This window comes from Flavobacterium sp. LB2P53 (assembly GCF_003970305.1).
Taxonomy (GTDB): domain Bacteria; phylum Bacteroidota; class Bacteroidia; order Flavobacteriales; family Flavobacteriaceae; genus Flavobacterium.
In genome coordinates this window covers 44,625-65,771 of the sequence record NZ_RYDG01000001.1, presented here as the reverse complement: position 1 = coordinate 65,771, position 21,147 = coordinate 44,625, and the positions used below count along the sequence as shown (strand labels likewise).

The window sequence follows — 21,147 nt, the reverse complement described above, 5'->3', positions numbered from 1 at the left end:
CCAAACCATTTGAGCACGAATCGATTATTACCTGTATTCTTTTTTTTTCTTCTGAGCCTTACTGCAGCAGCCCAAACGGCTAGGATCAAAGGGGTGATTTTGGATGAAAACAACCAGCCTGTGGCAAGCGTAAATGTTTCGTATTCCGGTAGTGGAACAAGCTCCAATCAAAATGGATTTTATGTACTAAAAGTTCCTGCTAATCAACAAATTACGCTTGTTTTTACACATGTTTCTTTAAAAAAAATAACGGTAACCTTCGTATTGGAACCAAAGGAGGAAAGAGAGTTCAACCCTGTAATGACGAATCGGAAGGAGCAAATGGGAGAAGTTATTATAACGGCAAATAACAGAAAACAGATCCAGGGAATTACTACAATTGAACCAGAAATGATCCGAAAAATTCCTGGGGCTAACGCGGGTGTCGAGAATATTTTAAAAACATTGCCGGGAGTAAACTCAAATAACGAACTGAGTACGCAATATGCCGTGCGTGGGGGAAATTACGATGAGAATTTAGTTTATGTGAATGAAATTGAAGTCTATCGTCCGTTTCTAATTCGGTCGGGGCAACAAGAAGGGTTGAGCTTTACTAATACGGATTTAGTGCAAAATGTTGATTTTTCAGCGGGTGGTTTTCAAGCGAAGTTCGGAGATAAATTATCCTCGGTTTTAGATATTACATATCGAAAACCGATTAAATTTGGCGCAAGCCTTGAAGTGAGTCTTCTTGGCGGAAGCCTTTCTGTAGATTTGGTTTCCAAAGATAAAAAATGGTCTGCGGTTACGGGAGTCCGCTATCGCAACAACAGTCTTCTGGTGAATAGCCAGGAAACACAAACAAATTTCACGCCTTCCTTTGCAGACATTCAAGCCAATATAAATTATAATGCTTCGGCGAAATGGCAATGGAGTTTTTTAGGTAATATTTCCCAAAATAAATACCAGTATCAACCATTAACCAGACAAACTAATTTTGGAACCATCGATAATCCGATGCGTCTTTCTGTTTTCTATGAAGGACACGAAACGGATCAGTACGACACGTATTTCGGCGCGGTGAAAACGACCTTTAACGTTTCGGATAATTTTACGTTGAAATTTATTGGTTCTGTTTTTCATACTTTAGAACAAGAATATTTTGATATTTTTGCCCAATATCGCTTAGGCGAAGTGGATTCCAGTATTGGTTCTGAAACCTATGGCGAAGTCGCTTTTACAAGAGGAATTGGCTCCCAGCTCAATCATGCCAGAAATGACTTAGATGCACTGATTGTTAATACGGAAATAAAAGGATTTCAGGATTGGAAAGAAAGCCAATTTGAATGGGGAATAAAGTATACACGAGAATCCATCCGGGATCGAATTATAGAGTGGGAGGTAATCGATTCAGCCGGTTTCTCGTTGAATCCACCTGTTATTGATTTGCCTAAAAACGACCAGCCCTACTCGCCTTACAAAGGACCGTTAGTGCCCTACCAAGACATTCGTGCGACTAATTTTAATTCGATCAATAGATTTTCAGGCTATGGCCAATGGAGTTTGAAAAGTACTATTGGCAGGAGTGAAGTTTGGTATAATGCCGGAGTCCGGATGCATCAATGGGAAGTATCAGGTGCTACTATAATTGGTAAATCCCAAATAACGATTAGTCCCAGAGCACAATTTGCCATAAAGCCGGATTGGCAGCTCGATATGATCTTTAGACTTTCCGGAGGTTTATACCATCAACCTCCGTTTTACAGGGAACTGAGAAATGCAGATGCACTGGTGCAGCCCAATACCAAGGCGCAACAATCCATTCATTTTGTGATTGGGAATGATTTTAGTTTCACGATGTGGAATCGCCCTTTCAAACTAATATCTGAGTTGTATTACAAATCACTGTCGGATGTAAATACCTATACGATTGACAATGTGCGCATTAGGTATGTCGCTAATAATAATGCTATAGCGTACGCGCAAGGAGTAGACATTCGGTTAAACGGGGAATTTGTTCCCGGAACCGAATCATGGTTTAGTTTTGGGTATTTGAAAACAGAGGAAAATAGCAATAACCAGGGTTTTATCGCAAGACCAACAGACCAGAGATTAAAATTTGGTCTGTTGTTTCAGGATTATATGCCCAATATTCCAAGTATTAAATTGTATTTGAATTTAGTGTATAATACGGGACTGCCGGGAGGTTCGCCGTCCTATGCAGATCCTTATGCATACCAAAACCGATTGAATGATTACCGCCGTGTGGATGTAGGTTTTTCTAAAGTTTTTATAGATAACACAACAGTAAAAAAGAATACGGGTTGGTTTAAAGATTTTAAAGAGTTGGCGGTAGGATTGGAAATTTTTAATCTTTTTGACAATCAAAATGCCATTACGAATACTTGGGTTCGCGATGTATATTCTAAAAATCAGTATGCAATTCCTAATTACATGACTACCAGAGTTTTTAACGTGAAATTGAGTGCTAAATTATAGTAGTATGCGATATGTCGTATTTTAGATAAAAGTCGGACTCTATTTTAATTAGATAAATCGACAACGGAATACGATTGTCATTTTTTAAAAATGATTATATTTGAATTTTAAAGCACAGCATCATGAAAAAAATACAGATCACTCTTATAGGAATAGCCGTTCTGCTTTTGACTAGTTGTAAAGAAGAGGTTGAAAAACCTAAAGTAACTTACGATGGAACGAGCAAAGCAAAGGTAATTGCCCGAGTGGATTCTACTCAAATACAAATTGCTGACTTACCATTGCAAATGGAAGGGACGGATTATTTGATTCATCCTGTGGCCGATTTAAGTATCCGTGAAAGAGGAACTAAAGCGCGATATGGATCTTCGAGTGTAAATGATTTAAGTTTTACGATTTCTAATTATGGTGAATTTGAAATCACCGGTTTTTTGCAAAATTTAAAATTTCAAAAAGTAGATTCGGATTCCATCAGGAAATTGACAGACAAACCTGTTTTGATTCAAACAGCGACGTATTTGAAGTCCGTTGCTGATAAAACCAATAACCAGATTATGGTCTATACGATGGTCGATGTGGATACTAATAAAGATGGAAAACTAGACACAAGCGATATTAAGGCCTTGTATTTAAGTGAAATTAGCGGCAAGAAGTTCACAAAGATGTCACCCGATTTTCAGGAATTGATCGATTGGAAATTGATCGGTTCCAAAAATCGTTTGTATTTTAGGACCGTTGAAGACACTAATAAAAATGGTGAATTTGATAAAAAAGATGTCGTGAATTATTACTATATCGATTTGTCCAATAAAGAGTGGAAAATAATTGGGTATGAGCCCGTTTAAAGCACTGATTTTAGATCAAAATATCACTTTCCAAGTCTGATTTTTCAATGGTAAAATTAAATCCCAGTTGTTTCACTAACTGAATGACCTGGTTTTTATACCAGTTTTCGGATTTGGGATTCGTGATGTGTATTGCAAAAATCAATACGCAATTCCGAATTTTATGATGAAAAGGTTTTCAACATTAAGTTGAATGTGAGGTTTTAAAGTTTTATATCTATTTCTTCAAACAAATCAGCTACTTTTATTTGTAGTGCTTTTACAATTTTTAGCATTGTACTAATCTTCATTTCTTGTTTTCCTTTGATGTATTTACGTAGATTTTCTACATCCATATCTGCATCGTGGGCGACTTCTCTTGTCTTGAATCCTTTTTGCTTTATTATTTTTTCAATTCGTTTGCCAAGAATCATAATTTCTTGACTCATTTCAGACTTTCGGATTCTTTTTTCCATTTTGGAAAAATACATACGTCTAGTTAATTTTAAGTGATTGTAAATAATAAGTTGTAAATAATGTATTGTAAACAACTGTTTTGGTATATATTTGTTTATAGTGTTAAATCAACTAAAAAAAATGATTTAATAATCTGGAACTGGCTGGAAATAAACTGAACAACCTAAAGCCTTGAAGTGTTTTTTTCTCTGTTGAATAATTCACAAAATAAAGTAAGTGATTTTTAAAGAAAATTAAATGAAAAAAATTAGTATGATTGCTTGTCTAACTTTTCTGTGGTCTTGTGGAATTAATGTGCCAAAATGTGATGATCCTCAAGTTGTTGAAACAGTTAAAGAATTGATTATGGAAAGTCACGGACAACTTGAAGTAGGTCTGCTACTTGGAGGATATGTGCAACTTGATAGTATAAATCCAAATAGTTTGGAATTGGTAAATATAATGACAAAAACCAAAAATGACGATATTAAAAGTTGTGGATGTGAAGGGAATTTCGAATTTAATACAATTCAGAATGCTCAACAAAAAATAACTGCTAGTGTAAAATATGAAGCACAAGAAAATTCAAATGAAGATGTAATTGTTCAAGTGAATGAGATAAGCAATTAGGCTTGTTTGCAAAAAATTAAAAATAAGCTGAAAAGTAACAAATAATTAAAGGATGGATGCACCTCAGAATTTAAAACACAAACCAATAATTGCTGTAAATAATTACGACAAAATTGATGCATTATATGCTAATGACTCAGATGTAAGGGCATTGTCGATAGGACAAGCGCAATATGATAATAACGAAGTTTCTTTGAAAATTTGGAGACATAACGGGAAAAAGTGGAGTAGGCAAAGTGAAGAAATGCCACTTCATAGAAATATAGATTTGAATATTTTATTGTTAGGAGCATTATTGACAGATGTTTCTTCGAACTATTCAATGACTATATTAAGAGAAGAAATTTTACAAAAAGACAAAGTAGAAGAAATTCAAAATTATTATGAAACAAATAAAAAGTTTTTAAGACCTCGATTAGAAGAGTTAAAGAATATTTTAAATACCTTTTTTGAAAGAGAAATTAAATAAAATTTACGATTTTAAAAATATTGAAAAAATATAAAAAAAACCACAATTGCTTAGTAATTGTGGTTTTTTATTTGCGTGTTTTTTGCAACAGGCCAAAACGATGGAATAAAATTAATTGAATTTATGAGTTTAAAATATTGTAAATCCTAAATCAAAATATCACTTTCCAAGTCTGATTTTTCAATGGTAAAATTAAATCCCAGTTGTTTCACTAACTGAATGACCAGGTTTTTATACCAGTTTTCGGATTTGGGATGGATGTATATTTTTTCAATTAACTGATTGATGTCTACATTGATTTTTAAACCATCATTAATTTTTATATCGCTTTCTCCAATGTCCGTGATGATGCGCACTTCACCTTCATATTGAAAACTTTTTCGCTTGAACAAAAAAGGAAAAAATAGATCATCAAACGGGATGTGTTCTTTTTTGTAATCAATATAATTTACTTCCCCAATGTATTGATTAAAATTTGTTTCCGGACCAAGTGCTTGCTGTAAACGCCCAATCGTAGATTGAATGGCTAAACCTTCACTGTTTTGCGTGAAAATTTGCCACATAGCAAATGATTCATACTCGTTGATGTGCCAGCTGCTAATCGCTACTTTTTCCCGATGTGTTTTATAGTAGTTTAAAAAGTCAGGATTGTCAATAGAAAGTTTTTTTATTTCCTCAAAAGTAGGCTCGCTAAAAGTGCCTTCGTATTGATCTTCAAATTTATCGGATCGGGACATAAATAGTTTTTGTGACAACAACAAGTCCAGAAACTTAGATAAATCGAGGTATTTCCAAACAACAGTATTGGGGTCCTCGGGAAGATTTATGTTTGGATTATTAATGTACATTTTTAATTTAAAGATTTAAAAATCTGTCAAAATCATGTTTTTACTGTCGCAAATTCATTTCATCAGCGTATCATAAGACGCAAGAGTTATTCGAATGACTGCATCGTCACTAATTTATGATAGGTTCCATCAAGAGCAATTAATTCGTCATGTGTTCCTTGTTCTACTATTTTTCCTTTTTGCATCACCACAATTTTATCCGCTTTTTGAATGGTTGATAGTCGGTGCGCAATCACAATCGAAGTTCGGTTTTGCATCATGTTCTCCAAAGCGACTTGAACGAATTTTTCGCTTTCGGTATCCAATGCTGATGTGGCCTCATCCAGAATCATAATTGGTGGATTTTTCAAAACGGCTCTGGCAATCGATAAACGTTGTTTTTGACCTCCGGAAAGTTTGTTTCCGCTGTCGCCAATGTTCGTGTGAATCCCTAACGGTAAATCTTTTACAAATTCATAGGCATTGGCAATTTTCAACGCTTCGATAATTTCCTCATCGGTTGCGTCTAATTTTCCCAGGGCAACATTGGCTTTGATCGTATCATTAAACAAGATGCTGTCCTGCGTAACCAAGCCCATCAAGCCCCGAAGCGATTTTAAACTAAAATCTTTTATGTTAACTCCATCAATGGTGATTTCGCCTTCACTGGTGTCATAAAAACGGGTGAGCAAATTGGCAATGGTACTTTTTCCGCTCCCAGATTGCCCAACAAGAGCCACCGTTTGACCCTTTTTTACTTCAAGAGTAAAGTCTTTCAACACATTCTCTTTTTCGTATTTAAAGTTAATGTTTTTGATTGTGATATTGGAATCGAAAGTGTTTTTTTCGATTGCATTTTCTTTTGAAGTGATTTCGTTTTCGACTTCTAAAACTTCAAAAACTCGTTCTGCAGCGGCTAAACCATTTTTCACGGCATACGATGCTTTCGAAATGGCTTTGGCAGGAGTAAGAATGTTGAAGGCCAGCGTAAGAAAAACAATAAAAGTGGCACCTTCAAGGGTTTTGTCAATTAAGACTAAGTTTCCACCATACCATAGCAAGGCAGCAATAGTCGTAATTCCTAAAAATTCGCTCAATGGCGTTGCCAAATTATTTTTGTCGCCTATACTATTGGATAAATTCAATAATCGGGTTACCGAATCGTTGAATCGGTTTTTAAAATTAGGTTCGGCATTATAGCTTTTAATCACTTTTAAACCACCTAGGCTTTCATCAACTATTGATATCAGAAAACCACTTTCTTTTTGTGCCTGTAAAGATTGTGCTCTCAAGTTTTTAGCGATTTTTGAAATGATAAATCCCGAAATCGGAATAAAGATCAAAACGAAAAACGTTAGTTCAACGCTTATGAAAAACATGGTGACTATTGCAAAGACTATAGTCAAAGGTTCTTTTACGATAAGTTCCAGTATTGAGAAAAAAGAGTTTTGAACCTCATTGACATCGCCCAGCATTCGCGCCATAATGTCTCCTTTTCTTTTTTCGGAATAATAGGATATGGGCAATTCAACTATTTTATCATACATTGTTTTTCGTAAATCGCGTAACACACCATTTTTAAGGTGCATGATGTGATGCGAAGCGAGGTAATTGAATAAATTTTTGAATAAAAAAGTGACAATGACTAATGAAACGACTAATAAAAGCGCAAACTGAGCACTATTGTCTTTTGTTAATTCGGTTATTTTAAAATACAAAAGATCAGTCCCGTAGTCTTTTATATTCCCTATTCCGGTATATATTGGCTCTTTTTCTACTGTTTTGACTTTGCCAAAAAGCACCTGAAGTACTGGAAGCAGCGTCAACATTGAAATGGTACTAAATAAAGCATACAAAATATTGTACACCACATTCCAGATAATATGTGTTTTGTATGGTTTTGTAAAGGGAATTAATTTGATTAAATTTTTGTCCATTAGTTCAATTGCATTGCAATAATAATATTTTTAATTTTCTCGTTCAATACGGTTTCTACTTCCTGAAAATCTTCTACTGAATATAGTTCAGCATTTACACTGATGTAGAATTTTATTTTTGGTTCCGTACCGCTTGGTCTGGCACAAATTTTAGACCCGTCTTCCGTGTAATAAATCAACACGTTCGATTTTGGAATGGTCATCGTAGACTCGGATCCGTCCAAAAGGTTTTTAGCGATTGATGATTGGTAATCTTCCAGCATAATCACGCGTTGTCCGTTGATCTCTTTCAGTGGGTTCTCTCTCATGTCAACCATCATCTGATTGATTTCCTGTAAACCATCCATTCCTTTTTTAGTCAACGAAACCAAGTGTTCTTTATAAAATCCGTTATCAACATAGAGTGTTAATAATTCTTTGTACACCGTACTTCCTTTGGCTTTAGCCTGAGCTGCAAGTTCGCAAATCAATAACGTTGCTGCAACAGCATCTTTATCCCGTACCGCATCGCCCACCATATAGCCAAAACTTTCTTCACCACCACCTATGAATTCCAATTCAGGAAAGTCTTTAATCATTTTGGCAATCCATTTAAAACCAGTCAAACCCACTTTGCATTCTACATCGTAGTTTGTCGCTAATTCCATCATCATAGGTGTGGAAACGATCGTAGAGCCCACAAATTGTTTGCCGTTAATTTTACCTGCTTTTTTCCATTGTTCCAATAAAAATGCAGTCATCAAAATCATGGTTTGATTCCCGTTTAGCAACGTCATTTTACCTTCATTGTCTCTAACAGCAACTCCCAAACGATCACAATCAGGATCCGTCCCAATAACAATATCCGCATTTACTTTATCGGCAAGTGCTAACGCCATGGTCAAGGCTTCCGGTTCCTCCGGATTTGGCGATTTCACAGTAGGGAAATCACCATTGGGTACTCGTTGTTCTTCCACGATATTCACATTTGGATACCCCGCTTGCGCCAAAGTATCAGGAACTAGTTTTATAGAGGTTCCGTGCAAGGAAGTAAATACAATATTCAGCTTTTCTTTGGCTACAGCCGAAGTTCCAAAACTAGCATTTTCGATCGTCGATTGGATAAAAGCCGTATCAATTTCCGTATCTATATAATGAATCAAATCTTCATTGGCAGTAAACTTGATCTGATTGTAATTTAAATTTTCAATGACAGTAATAATTCCTTCATCTTCCGGTGGCACAATTTGTCCACCATCTTGCCAGTACACTTTGTATCCGTTATATTCCGGCGGATTGTGTGATGCCGTAAGCACAATGCCACACTGGCACCCCAAATGTTTCACCGCAAAGGACAATTCTGGTGTAGGTCTCATCTCCGAGAACAAGTACACTTCAATCCCATTGGCACTAAAAACATTCGCAACTAACTTAGCCAACGTATCGCTATTGTGACGGCAATCATAAGCAATAACCGCTTTCAAAGGCTGGTTTGGAAAGACAGTGTGCATATAATCCGAAAGACCTTGCGTGCTTTTCCCAAGCGTATATTTATTGATCCGATTGTTTCCTACGCCCATGACACCGCGCATTCCGCCGGTTCCAAATTCCAGGTTTTTATAAAAACTTTCCTCCAGCTCTTTTGGTGATGTAGTCATCAATTCAGTAATTGCTTCCTGAGTCGCAGCATCAAATGTTGGCGTAAGCCATTCATTTACGGCGTCTAAAATGTGTCGTTTAATTTCCATTTTTATAAATTTTTCGGAGCTTTTTCCTGCTATTCATTTCAATCTTTTTTTCGGTAAAAACCTCAAAAAAGGATTTCCATTGCTATCAGGGCTAGTACTCGTTTTTTCAAAAATTATTTTTTGTACCCAATTCTATTTCGTTCAGAATCCTTTTGAGTCGTATTATCTTTATTTACCAAATAATTTAATGCGTTGTAAATATCCAGACTCGAGTCTGAAAGACGAACAGGCGAAAGCAAATTGATTTTCTATTGCTTTTTTTAGACAATCAAGAGCATTGCGATCCCTTGTTCTGTAAACGCAAAAGGCAAAGCAACACTAATATTGCTTTTTTAGGGTGTCACAGCTTGTGATACCAGTTAGTTTGTCTCAGTTGCGGTCAGCATAAACATAAAATTTCTGGGGAATCGAGAGCTGTTTCTTCGTACGACTTGCTATAAAATGCGTGTTTCAACATTGTATAACAAGGCTAAACCAAAATCAAGCATCACGTTGAATTCTCTTATCTCCACTATTTTTTTGTGTATAATTTTTAATTCTATAACTTCTAAATGTTTGAGGTCACAATTTGGGACCTTAAAAAAAATAATTATACAAAAAGATTGATCTCGTTAATTCAGTTCTTTCGAAATTTTATAGCGTTCCTCATTATTTTTTGTTCGCAAAATAATTTCGCCCAGAAAGCCAGCTAAAAACAATTGTGTTCCCAAAACCATTGTCGTTAGCGCAATATAAAACCAAGGATTATTCGTTACCAGGCTATAGCGCATGTCATTGTACATGTGGTATAATTTGGAAACACCAATATATCCGGCAAGCATAAACCCAATGATAAACATCAACGATCCCATGGCGCCAAATAAATGCATCGGTCTTTTTCCAAAACGAGAAAGAAACCAAATGGTAATTAAATCCAGGAAACCATTGATGAAACGTTCCATTCCAAATTTTGTTTGTCCGTATTTTCTAGCTTGATGTTGCACTACTTTTTCACCAATTTTTCCAAAACCGGCATTTTTTGCCAAAACCGGAATGTAGCGGTGCATTTCACCCGAAACTTCGATATTTTTTACCACAACATTTTTATAAGCTTTCAATCCGCAATTGAAATCATTCAATGCTACACCAGAGGTTTTTCTGGCAGCCCAATTGAATAATTTAGACGGAAGGTTTTTTGCCACTACGGAGTCGTAGCGTTTCTTTTTCCATCCGGAAACCAAATCATATTTGCCATTGGTGATCATATCGTACAAACCTGGAATTTCCTCCGGGCTATCTTGTAAATCGGCGTCCATGGTGATAATTACATCACCCTGCGCTTTTGCAAAACCAGCATGCAACGCTTGTGATTTTCCAAAATTTTTCATGAAACGAACTCCCTTTACATGAGGGTTCTCTTGGGCAAATCCTTCTATAAGTGTCCAGGAATTATCCGTGCTTCCATCATCCAGAAAAAGGATTTCATAAGAATAATTATGAGATTGCATCACTTTGATAATCCAGCGGTAGAGTTCATTAAGGGATTCCTCTTCATTAAGAAGCGGTATGAGTATAGATAAATTCATTACTTTTATTCTTGTGTAGTGTTACTTTTAAAGAATGCTGCCATGATTAATCCTAATATGGCACAAAAAAAGAGTACGAAAACAGATCCTTTTAATTGTTCAACGATCGAATACGGATCCGTTTCTCTTAATTTTGAAACGGTTTCATTCAATGAGGATGCCGGAACCCCAAACTGTTCAGACGTACTAATTAAATATTTTATGGTTAAGTCTAAAAGAGTCTCCTTTACGGAAGGATCAATAAAATTAAATAAAATGATTTTAAAAACAACAGAAATAAGAACGGCAACCACTGCTGATATAAAATAGGTAGTAAAGGCCTCTTTAAAAGAAAGAATGCCATTTAATTCCTTTTTTGTTTTTGACAGCATTATGATAGGAACGATTATAAAAACAGAGAAGCTTAAAAGGGTAGTCCACCATGCGATGAATAATTTGATATCTATAGCGTACATAACAGCAGTTATCAATGATAATAGTACTCCTGCAATTACACCGTAGGTTACACCGTTTTTTTTAATTATTTCGTTGATCATTATGTGTTGTTTTAGAATTAATCTACAAATATAACAATTCCCAATATATTCGGGACTAAAAATCACTTTTTACGATTATATAAAAAAAGTGAGACAAAGATTTGTTTATTGGAAAAAAATTGTAAATTTGCAGACTCAAAATAATAGTGTAAAAACAAAAAGTTATAATACATTTATACCTTTTCTGTCAGAAGAAAAGCTTCAAAATGACTTATAGCCAAACAAATAAAAAAGAATAACAAGATGAAAAAAGGTGTACACCCAGAAAATTACAGATTAGTTGCTTTTAAAGACATGTCAAATGAAGATGTTTTTATCACTAAATCTACTGCAGATACAAGAGAAACGTTAACAGTTGACGGAGTTGAATATCCAGTTGTAAAAATGGAGATCTCCAGAACTTCTCACCCTTTTTACACCGGTAAATCTAAACTTATCGATACTGCAGGACGTATTGATAAATTTAAAACGAAATATGCTAAACACGCTAAATAATAAAAGCTTGTTTTTAATTATAGTAAAGCCTTCCTCCCGATACTTCGAGATGGAAGGCTTTTTTTATTTTTATCTATTTGAAAACTTTGTAACTTTGGCACTGCTTAAAAGTACGGACAAGTCACGACTTGTCCGTACGGATACATTTTAAAAAAAAATATATGAATTACATACTTTTTGACGGTCCCGCTCGAAACGCCTTACTGCCTTTTACGTTTACACGTCCTGTTGCGGATATTCTTATTGGGATTATGACCATTCGTCAAAAATGGGAAATGCATTTAGGCTCTACCACAACTACTTTGACGGAGGACTATTTGTCTGAAAAATTCCCTATGGTGGAACTAGAAGAAAATGTGATGATCAATGCTTCTTTTCTGCCCAATGCTATTTTGGTAGAAATGATTAGTAATCTGGAACCCAATCAGGCCATTTTTAGAGCAGATGAAGTGATTGCTTTTTATACCACTGAAGAACAAGAAGAAGTAGATTTTGATTCCTATGAAATTATAGAATTTCAGGACGATTGTTTGACGGTTCAAAATACATGGGATATTTTTTCGAAAAATGATGCCGCCATTCGGGAAGATTTCGAAATCTTAACCGAAGACCGCAGGTCACAGCCCATTCCAAAAAGTGTCAACGTCATCGCTCCCGAAAATATATTTATCGAGGAAGGCGCAAAGTTAGAGTTTGTTACTTTAAATGCTTCAACAGGTCCCATATATATAGGTAAGGATTCTGAAATTATGGAAGGTTCTGTCATCAGAGGTCCTTTTGCCTTGTGCGAAAATGCAACTGTAAAAATGGCTGCCAAAGTCTACGGAGCAACAACCGTAGGTCCGCATTCCAGAATTGGAGGCGAAGTTAATAATTCGGTATTGTTTGGGTATTCGAATAAAGGACATGATGGTTTTTTAGGGAATTCTGTTCTTGGCGAATGGTGTAATATTGGCGCGGATAGTAACAATTCAAACTTAAAAAATAATTATGAAGAAGTAAAATTATGGAGTTACGAAACCGAAGGATTTGCTAAAACGGGACTTCAGTTTTGTGGATTGATGATGGGAGATCACAGCAAATGCGGAATTAATACGATGTTTAATACCGGAACGGTAGTAGGCGTAAGTGCTAATATTTTTGGCAGCGGCTTTCCACGCAATTTTGTACCGAGTTTTTCTTGGGGTGGGGCTTCCGGTTTTACGACCTATATTACCAAGAAAGCATTTGAAACAGCTCGACTGGTAATGAGTCGCCGAAACGTAGCTTTTGATGAAAGAGAAGCGGCTATTCTTGAACATGTTTTTGAAGAAACTAAAAAGTGGAGGAAGGAATAATTACTTTCGCTAAGCTGTCAGAATTATTTAAAACAAAAAAATGCTCCATTCAATTGAATGGAGCATTTTTTTTAATGGAATAAAAATGGATTCTTTATAAAAACAAGAAAAAGAGAATGGATACATCTTTTTTTGAATACAAATAAGACGCTGTTTCAGCCGTTGGTTTTAAGTGGATTAAGAGTTTGTTTGGGTTTTAGAGGGCTCTTAGTTAGTTTTCTTTGGCTTAATGTTATAGTTTTATACAAATTAATTGGTCGGATTATTAATATAAATGGAATATATGGAAGAGATTGTTGGAATGATAAATGAAATAGTTTGGAGTACGCCTTTAATAATTTTATGTTTAGGAACGGGGCTTTATTTCTCTATTCGGACTCGTTTTCTTCAACTGCGGCACATTAAGGAAATGTTTCGTTTGCTGTTTGATGGCAAAAGTTCAGAATCTGGTGTTTCGTCTTTTCAAGCGTTATCCATGTCTTTGGCCGGCAGGGTTGGTACGGGAAATATTGCCGGAGTGGCTACAGCAATAACCTTTGGTGGTCCGGGTGCTTTATTTTGGATGTGGATGGTTGCTTTTTTGGGTGCGAGTACCGCATTTGTAGAGGCGACTCTTGCGCAAATTTACAAAGAAAAACATTTGGGACAGTTTCGAGGAGGTCCTGCTTTTTATATCGAAAGAGGCTTGGGTGTTAAGTGGTTTGCCATCTTGTTTGCTATAGTTTCTATTATTTCTGCAGGAATCTTGCTGCCCGGTATTCAGTCCAATTCGGTTGCTGAAGGTTTAGAGAATGCCTTCAATCTTGATACTAGAATTACCGCCGTTGTTGTTGCTCTTGTGTTTGGAGCGATTATTTTTGGTGGGGTAAAAAGAATTGCAAAAGTGACTGAGATCGTGGTTCCTATCATGGCCATTGGTTATATTTTGCTTGTAGTTGTGATAATAGGGATGAACTTTAGCGAGCTACCGGGCGTTATTTCTTTGGTTTTTACAAGTGCTTTTAATCAGGAAGCCGGATTTGGAGCCGTTATTGGATTGGCAATTCAGTGGGGTGTAAAGAGAGGACTTTATTCTAATGAAGCGGGACAGGGTACTGCACCGCATATTGCCGCTGCTGCAAATGTGTCGCATCCGGTAAAACAAGGCTTAGTGCAATCTTTTTCAGTTTATATAGATACATTATTGATTTGTAGTGCAACCGGTTTTATGTTGCTGATTACCGGTAGATATAATGTAGAAAATCCGGTCTTAGGTACAAATGGGGCCACTGAATTTTTGTACGAGGGAGCGCAAAATGTTACTGCTGGGACAGGCTATACACAGAGCGCTATGGATAGTGTTTTTCCTGGCTTTGGCTCTTTCTTTGTGGCTATTGCGTTATTTTTCTTTGCTTTCACCACTATTTTGGCATATTACTATATTGCTGAAACTAATATTTCGTACTTGACCAGAAAGATAAATTCGCACATGTTCAATCGCGTGTTAAAAGTGGTGATGATACTAGTGGTTATGTATGGCTGTGTCAATGAAGCTAAGTTGATTTGGAATATTGGTGATATTGGTGTGGGGATTATGGCTTGGTGTAATATTATTGCAATCCTGCTGTTGCAAAAACCAGCTCTCGCAGCATTAAAAGATTACGAAAAACAAAGAAAAGAAGGTAAGAATCCAGTGTTTAATCCACAAAATATTGGTGTTATGAATGCGCCATTATGGGACGAGATCAATACAAATAAAGAAGCGTAAGTAAGTCGAAAGTTTAAAAGTCGTAAAGTCAAAAGAATTAACTTTAAGCAAAATAGCTTTAAATCAGATTGTTACATAATTTTATCCTGATTTTAAAATACGACATTATACCATGGTTATTACTTAGTTTGAGTATTTCTTTTTAAAAGCTTGCAGGACCAGAATTTTTATTCTCTTTCTGCAAGCTTTTATTTTATAGTAAACAAAGTACTTAATTAATCTATCTTTGCACTTTTAAAAAATCGTTTAATTGATTTAACCGATTAACCGAATTACCAAATCAACAAATAAATAATGATTACAGTTAACGATATTTCCGTACAATTTGGTGGAACGACACTTTTTAGTGATGTTTCTTTTGCCATAAATGAGAATGATAAAATTGCCCTAATGGGTAAAAATGGAGCAGGAAAATCGACACTGCTTAAAATTATTGCGGGTCAAAGTAAGCCTTCAACTGGGAATATTTCAGCGCCAAAAGACGCCGTAGTAGCGTATTTGCCTCAGCATTTATTGACTACAGATGGCGCAACGGTTATGGAAGAAACCTCTAAAGCCTTTGGTGAAATCTTTGGTATGAAAGCCGAAATCGATGAAATCAATGAACAATTGACGATTCGCACCGATTATGAAAGTGATGCTTATATGAAATTGATCGAAAGAGTTTCTGACTTAAGCGAGAAATTCTATGCAATTGAAGAAGTAAATTATGAGGCTGAAGTGGAGAAAATTCTACTTGGTCTGGGATTTGTTCGCGAAGATTTTAACCGTCAAACTACGGAATTTTCTGGTGGTTGGAGAATGCGAATAGAATTAGCCAAAATCCTTTTGCAAAAACCAGATTTAATTTTGCTGGATGAGCCTACCAATCATATGGATATTGAAAGTATTCAATGGTTAGAGGATTTTTTGATTAATTCCGCCAAAGCGGTTGTGGTTATTTCGCACGATAAAGCTTTTGTCGATAATATTACGAATCGCACCATCGAAGTTACAATGGGACGTATTTATGATTATAAAGCCAAGTATTCACATTATTTAGAACTCAGAAAAGACAGACGTGTGCATCAGCAAAAAGCGTATGACGAGCAACAGCGCATGATTGCGGATAACAGGACTTTTATTGATCGTTTTAAAGGAACTTTTTCTAAAACGGATGCTGTACAGTCCCGTGTAAAAATGTTAGAGAAACTCGTTATCGTTCAGGTAGATGAGGTAGATACTTCTGCTTTGAAACTAAAATTTCCACCAGCTGCTCGCTCCGGTCAATATCCCGTAATTGTAAAAGATTTATCAAAATCGTATGGAGAGCATGTTGTTTTTTCGAATGCAAATATGGTGATCGAAAGAGGCGAAAAAGTGGCTTTTGTAGGGAAAAATGGAGAAGGAAAATCGACGATGATCAAAGCCATTATGAAACAAATCGAAATCAATGGTGGTAGTTTAGAAATTGGCCATAACGCCCAAATTGGTTATTTTGCTCAAAATCAAGCCTCTTTATTAAATGAAAATGCGACTATTTTTGAAACCATCGATGACATTGCCGTGGGGGATGTTCGAACTAAAATCAAAGATATTTTGGGGGCTTTTATGTTTCAGGGCGATGATGTAACCAAAAAAGTGAAAGTGCTTTCCGGAGGAGAGAAAACCCGTTTGGCAATGATTAAATTATTATTGGAACCGGTGAATTTATTGATTCTGGATGAGCCATCGAATCATTTGGACATGAAAACCAAAGACATCATCAAAGAGGCTTTGCGCGATTTTGATGGTACATTGATTATCGTTTCTCACGATAGGGATTTCTTAGACGGATTAGCCACTAAGGTTTTTGAGTTTGGAAACAAAAGAGTAGTGGAACATTTTGAGGATATTGCGGGTTTCCTAGCGCACAAAAAAATGGACAGTATGCGAGAGATAGAGAAGTAATCGCTTGAAAATCTGCATAAAAAAAGAGGCTGTATTCAAGAATATAGCCTCTTTTTTTTAGAGTCTGATTCCCGGAGGAAGCAACTCTTTGTAAATAGGGTTCTTTTTAAAAAAAACAACTATTTTCGGAAGGATAGGGACAACTTTAAATTTTCGTTCTATCGCAATTTCCATAATGTTTTTTAGAAATTTAGAAATGAATTCCTCATCTTCAAAGGATTCCGGTACATTTATTTTTGTCAAAAATATTTTTTTCTCCTGAAACGAATATTCAACAGAAACTAATCCTTCGTCGACCATAGTTTCAAATTGTCTTGCAAAAGTGTTGTCTTTGATTTCCATAGTGATTGCTGCCTCCATAATAATTAACGCTAATTCATTGGTACCTCTACCAAAAGTATTTTTGATTTGGTAATAATCTTGATTTCAAATGCCTCAAAATCGGTTATTCCCATGGCATCTCTTGCCTTCAAAACATGGTTGTTAACTTCTATTTCGCCTTCGATTAAAAATAAGTACACACCGTTATTAGGAATTCGAACCTGATAGGTCGAACGAGTGTTGCTGTCAAAAATTCCTAAATGAAAAAAGGTTTTCTGGTAAACCCAAAGTGCATTGCCATCATTCATATCATTTGGCGAAACGATATTTACAAAGGTATTGATTTGATTCTCAATATCAAATGATTTTTGGTCGTATCTTGGTGTAACTTCTTCTTTGTCAGGAAAGACCCAAAGCTGTAGCGTTTTGGCTTCGTCTATGTGGCTTGCGTTCATTTCAGAATGTTCTACTCCAGTCCCGGCACTCATTACCTGAACTTCTCCAAAACCAATGACACCTATGTTTCCCATGCTGTCACGATGTTTCAAGCCGCCTTCAAGAGGAATGGTGATAATTTCCATGTTGGCATGACCGTGAGTCCCAAAACCCATTCCGCCCTTGATGATATCATCATTTAAAACACGTAACATTCCAAATTGCAAACGTTCCGGATTGAAATAATTTCCAAAAGAAAAAGAAAAATTGGCTTTTAGCCAGCCAAAATCAGCTTTGCCCCTAGTGTTTGATTCAAATAGTTGTGTAGTCATAAATTATTAATAATATAAGATGATAAGTAATAACCATGGTATAATGTCATATTTTAAAATCAGGATAAAATTATGTAACAATCTGATTTAAAGCTATTTTGCTTAAAGTTAATTCTTTTGACTTTACGACTTTTAAACTTTCGACTTACTTAGTTACAGCAGGTTCCAATAAAAAAATTAATTTTATACAAAATTCGCTATAAAAAAGGGGAATGTTGTTATAAAATCGTTAAAACAATTATGAGTAAAATTCCAGTTTATTTAATGCCAGGATTAGCGGCAAGTACCGCTATTTTTGAACGAATTGCACTTCCGGAAGATCGTTTTGAGATCCATTTATTAGAGTGGGAGATTCCGTTGGAAAATGAAGCGCTGATGGATTATGCCAATAGGATAGCTAAGAAAATCAAGCATAAAAATCCCGTTTTGATAGGCGTTTCATTTGGAGGTATTTTGGTTCAGGAAATCGCTAGATGTATAGCTGTCTCAAAAGTGATTATCATTTCGAGTGTCAAAAGTAATTTAGAATTTCCACGCCGATTAAAAATTGCTAAAACAACGAAGGCTTATAAGCTGATTCCTATGAGTTTGATTTTGAATCTGGAAAACCTGGCTAAATTTTCGTTTGGAGAAAAAGTGAATCAAAGATTAAAATTGTATAAAAAATTCCTTTCGGTTCGGGATATTCGCTATTTGAATTGGGCAGTAGAGCAGGTTGTTCTTTGGGACAGAACAGTTGCAGACCCAGACGTGATTCATATTCATGGAGATATGGATGATGTGTTTCCTGTAAAATATATTAAGAATTGTATCGTTGTAAAAGGAGGAACACATATTATGATTTTGAATAAATACAAATGGTTGAATGAAAATTTGCCTTCCATTATATTGGAAACCAAAAAAGAAACAAACGCACTTTCGCAACTACTCTAAAGGCATAAAAAAAGAAAAGATGAAAGTAATGAATAAAGTGATTCTAGTGCTTACCGTAGTTTTTGCAAGTGGGATATTAGTTTTTGCCACTACAAATCCGGACGTTGAAAAAGTGTTAAAAAGAGAATCGGCATCTTTTTTTCCTGAAAAACTGAATTTTTCAGGGGAAGCAACTCCGTTGAAAATAGCAGATGTCAAGGAACGATTTGACCGGGAATTACAGGTGAATGTCAATTTACATGCTTCTACAATTTTGGCAATAAAAAGAGCCAGTCGTGCTTTTTCAGTAATTGAGCCTATTCTAAAAAAGAACGGTATTCCGGATGATTTCAAATATTTGGCCGTTATTGAAAGTGGATTAGTGAATGTAGTTTCTCCGGCAGGGGCAAGGGGAATCTGGCAATTTATGCCGGAAACGGCCAAAGAACGCGGCATGGAAGTCAATGAAAATGTGGATGAGCGTTATGATCTTGAGAAATCAACCCAGGCAGCGTGCAGTTATTTTTTGAGTGCCAAAGGTAAATTTGGCAGTTGGACTTTGGCAGCAGCCTCGTATAATGGCGGAATGACAGGAGTAAACAAACAAATTGAGATTCAAAAAGTATCGAATTATTATGATTTGTTACTTACCGAAGAAACGTCCCGCTATGTTTTCAGAATTTTAGCCTTGAAAGAAATTATGGGAAATCCAGAAAAATACAATTTTAGGATTGCTGCCGAAGAATTATACGCAACGCTGCCCACTCGGAAAATAGAAATTGACAGTTCGATTGCAGATTTAGCTGATTTTGCAAAAAGCCAAGGGATTAACTATAAGATTTTGAAAATTCATAATCCTTGGCTTAGAGAAACAAAATTAATAAATGATACCGGTAAGAAATACCAAATCGAAATTCCGTTAAAAGGATATTAACTGATTTTTTTGAACCATATAAGGCATTTAAGAAAATAGGAATGTCCGCAAAGTGTGCCAAGCATTTTTTTGACACGGATTTCAAAGATTTGCACAGATTTTATTTTGTATTTAAGAAATCAGTTGAATCTTTTTAATCTGTGGCTAATTTTATCAATTTAGTATTAATAACGGATATTGATATAAGAAAACATGAAGCAGTTTTATTCCAAAAATTAGGATATATACCAAAGAAAAAGGGTCAAATGTGTATCATTTGACCCTTTTTTCGATAATTATAAAAACTATATTTTCTTCATTTGTTGTTTCATCATAGTAATCTGCTCTTTCAGCATATTCTGTTTGTCTAATTTTTTGGCTTCGTTCAATAGGGAAGTGGCTTCAAGTTTACGACGACGTGTCATGGCAACTCCGGCCAGATTCAATTTGGCTACAGCCAAGTCCATGTCCATTGATAATCCGAGTTCAATGGCTTTCTTAAAATATTTCTCTGCTTGATTGATATTCGTTTGCGAAAGCATGATCCCGTGCAGGTAATTAAAATAGCCTTGCTGTTTTTGTATCAAAGCCGTTTCCGGATTTTTGATGTACGCCAACCATTTTTTGGCACCTTCAAAATCTTGTTTTCGTAGTTTTAAGAAGGCTAATAGGATGAATTCGTTTTTGAAGTAAAGGAAAATAGGGATTACAGTTAATAATATAAGGAATATTCCATTCCCAATATTACTTTCTTTAAATTGCCAAATGCCAGTAGCTATAATAAGTCCGGCGATAATAAGTTTAATATTTCTGTGAAACATAGTGTGATTATTTTAAGATGACAAATATAGTAAAATGAATTGAAAATATTTTTACAAAACTACTTGTGAGAAAAAAAAGTCTTTGTATATTTGCACTCGGTTTTAGAATAACAGTTATTCAAAAATAGGAAGACATATAAATAAGATTTTAAAGATACAAAGCAATGAGCAAAAGAACGTTTCAACCATCGAAAAGAAAAAGAAGAAATAAGCACGGATTTATGGACAGAATGGCTTCTGCTAATGGAAGAAAAGTTCTTGCGCGTAGAAGAGCTAAAGGAAGACATAAATTGACTGTTTCTTGCGAACCAAGACACAAAAAATAATGTTTGTATAAACATAAATAAGGCGTTACTTTTTTTAGTATCGCCTTTTTTTATACCTAATCGTTAAAAAATGTTTAAGATTTACAGTTAAAAGATTTGAGTTCAGTAATTTTAATCTTTTCAAAACAAC

20 protein-coding genes are annotated in these 21,147 nt (G+C 35.5%); 11 read left to right on the top strand and 9 right to left on the bottom strand.

The window, feature by feature from the left end:
* Positions 1-9: 9 nt before the first annotated feature.
* Positions 10-2,478, top strand: a complete 2,469-nt coding sequence (locus EKL95_RS00305) for a carboxypeptidase-like regulatory domain-containing protein (protein WP_233589354.1) — start codon at positions 10-12, stop codon at positions 2,476-2,478.
* 122 nt (positions 2,479-2,600) lie between these two features.
* On the top strand, positions 2,601-3,323 hold the full coding sequence (locus tag EKL95_RS00300) for a hypothetical protein (protein ID WP_126463194.1): 723 nt from the start codon (positions 2,601-2,603) through the stop codon (positions 3,321-3,323).
* A gap of 203 nt (positions 3,324-3,526) precedes the next feature.
* Here EKL95_RS00300 and EKL95_RS00295 read toward each other — a convergent pair whose 3' ends face one another.
* Positions 3,527-3,778, bottom strand: a complete 252-nt coding sequence (locus EKL95_RS00295; RefSeq protein ID WP_158614830.1) for a helix-turn-helix domain-containing protein — start codon at positions 3,776-3,778, stop codon at positions 3,527-3,529.
* Between the two features lie 238 nt (positions 3,779-4,016).
* Between EKL95_RS00295 and EKL95_RS00290 the strand changes: the two genes are divergently transcribed.
* On the top strand, positions 4,017-4,388 hold the full coding sequence (locus tag EKL95_RS00290; protein ID WP_126563309.1) for a hypothetical protein: 372 nt from the start codon (positions 4,017-4,019) through the stop codon (positions 4,386-4,388).
* 52 nt (positions 4,389-4,440) lie between these two features.
* Entirely contained in the window at positions 4,441-4,857 is a 417-nt protein-coding gene (locus EKL95_RS00285) for a DUF6530 family protein (protein WP_126563308.1), read from the top strand.
* A gap of 146 nt (positions 4,858-5,003) precedes the next feature.
* Here EKL95_RS00285 and EKL95_RS00280 read toward each other — a convergent pair whose 3' ends face one another.
* From EKL95_RS00280 to EKL95_RS00260, 5 genes are all read right to left on the bottom strand, one after another.
* Positions 5,004-5,705 carry a hypothetical protein gene (locus tag EKL95_RS00280; protein ID WP_126555863.1) on the bottom strand — a complete coding sequence of 234 codons (702 nt, stop codon included), beginning with the start codon at positions 5,703-5,705 and terminating at the stop codon, positions 5,004-5,006.
* Between the two features lie 86 nt (positions 5,706-5,791).
* On the bottom strand, positions 5,792-7,621 hold the full coding sequence (locus EKL95_RS00275; RefSeq protein WP_126563307.1) for an ABC transporter ATP-binding protein: 1,830 nt from the start codon (positions 7,619-7,621) through the stop codon (positions 5,792-5,794).
* Entirely contained in the window at positions 7,621-9,348 is a 1,728-nt protein-coding gene (locus tag EKL95_RS00270) for a phospho-sugar mutase (protein WP_126563306.1), read from the bottom strand. The genes EKL95_RS00275 and EKL95_RS00270 overlap by 1 nt, the downstream gene beginning before the upstream one ends.
* Positions 9,349-9,959: 611 nt before the next feature.
* Positions 9,960-10,913: a glycosyltransferase family 2 protein gene (locus EKL95_RS00265; protein WP_126463202.1), complete on the bottom strand. Its 954-nt coding sequence runs from the start codon at positions 10,911-10,913 to the stop codon at positions 9,960-9,962.
* 5 nt (positions 10,914-10,918) lie between these two features.
* Positions 10,919-11,449 (bottom strand): DUF4199 domain-containing protein, encoded by a 531-nt coding sequence (locus EKL95_RS00260; RefSeq protein WP_126463204.1) that lies wholly within the window; start codon positions 11,447-11,449, stop codon positions 10,919-10,921.
* Positions 11,450-11,692: 243 nt separating this feature from the next.
* Here EKL95_RS00260 and EKL95_RS00255 point away from each other — a divergent pair, with 243 nt between their 5' ends.
* The 4 genes from EKL95_RS00255 (at position 11,693) to EKL95_RS00240 (ending at position 16,957) form a co-directional block, all read left to right on the top strand.
* Positions 11,693-11,944, top strand: coding sequence for a type B 50S ribosomal protein L31 (locus tag EKL95_RS00255; protein WP_126454388.1), 252 nt, complete (start codon positions 11,693-11,695; stop codon positions 11,942-11,944).
* A gap of 161 nt (positions 11,945-12,105) precedes the next feature.
* Complete coding sequence (locus EKL95_RS00250) at positions 12,106-13,281, top strand: GlmU family protein (RefSeq protein ID WP_126454386.1); 1,176 nt, start codon at positions 12,106-12,108, stop codon at positions 13,279-13,281.
* A 283-nt stretch (positions 13,282-13,564) separates the two neighbouring features.
* On the top strand, positions 13,565-15,028 hold the full coding sequence (locus tag EKL95_RS00245; protein ID WP_126563305.1) for an alanine/glycine:cation symporter family protein: 1,464 nt from the start codon (positions 13,565-13,567) through the stop codon (positions 15,026-15,028).
* Between the two features lie 294 nt (positions 15,029-15,322).
* A complete protein-coding gene (locus EKL95_RS00240) occupies positions 15,323-16,957 on the top strand; it encodes an ABC-F family ATP-binding cassette domain-containing protein (protein WP_126463208.1) in 1,635 nt (544 codons plus the stop codon).
* Between the two features lie 57 nt (positions 16,958-17,014).
* Here the strand turns inward: EKL95_RS00240 and EKL95_RS00235 are convergent, their stop codons facing one another.
* Together EKL95_RS00235 and EKL95_RS00230 are read right to left on the bottom strand one after the other, a co-directional pair.
* Positions 17,015-17,299 carry a GNAT family N-acetyltransferase gene (locus tag EKL95_RS00235; protein WP_126463288.1) on the bottom strand — a complete coding sequence of 95 codons (285 nt, stop codon included), beginning with the start codon at positions 17,297-17,299 and terminating at the stop codon, positions 17,015-17,017.
* A 29-nt stretch (positions 17,300-17,328) separates the two neighbouring features.
* Positions 17,329-18,045, bottom strand: coding sequence for a pirin family protein (locus EKL95_RS00230; protein ID WP_126555852.1), 717 nt, complete (start codon positions 18,043-18,045; stop codon positions 17,329-17,331).
* 240 nt (positions 18,046-18,285) lie between these two features.
* Here EKL95_RS00230 and EKL95_RS00225 point away from each other — a divergent pair, with 240 nt between their 5' ends.
* A complete protein-coding gene (locus tag EKL95_RS00225) occupies positions 18,286-18,978 on the top strand; it encodes an alpha/beta hydrolase (RefSeq protein ID WP_126563304.1) in 693 nt (230 codons plus the stop codon).
* 19 nt (positions 18,979-18,997) lie between these two features.
* Positions 18,998-19,891, top strand: a complete 894-nt coding sequence (locus EKL95_RS00220) for a lytic transglycosylase domain-containing protein (protein ID WP_126563303.1) — start codon at positions 18,998-19,000, stop codon at positions 19,889-19,891.
* 284 nt (positions 19,892-20,175) lie between these two features.
* Here EKL95_RS00220 and EKL95_RS00215 read toward each other — a convergent pair whose 3' ends face one another.
* Entirely contained in the window at positions 20,176-20,691 is a 516-nt protein-coding gene (locus EKL95_RS00215; RefSeq protein WP_126561685.1) for a DUF2892 domain-containing protein, read from the bottom strand.
* Positions 20,692-20,855: 164 nt separating this feature from the next.
* Here EKL95_RS00215 and rpmH point away from each other — a divergent pair, with 164 nt between their 5' ends.
* On the top strand, positions 20,856-21,017 hold the full coding sequence (gene rpmH / locus EKL95_RS00210; RefSeq protein WP_007136275.1) for a 50S ribosomal protein L34: 162 nt from the start codon (positions 20,856-20,858) through the stop codon (positions 21,015-21,017).
* The last annotated feature ends 130 nt before the right edge of the window (positions 21,018-21,147 follow it).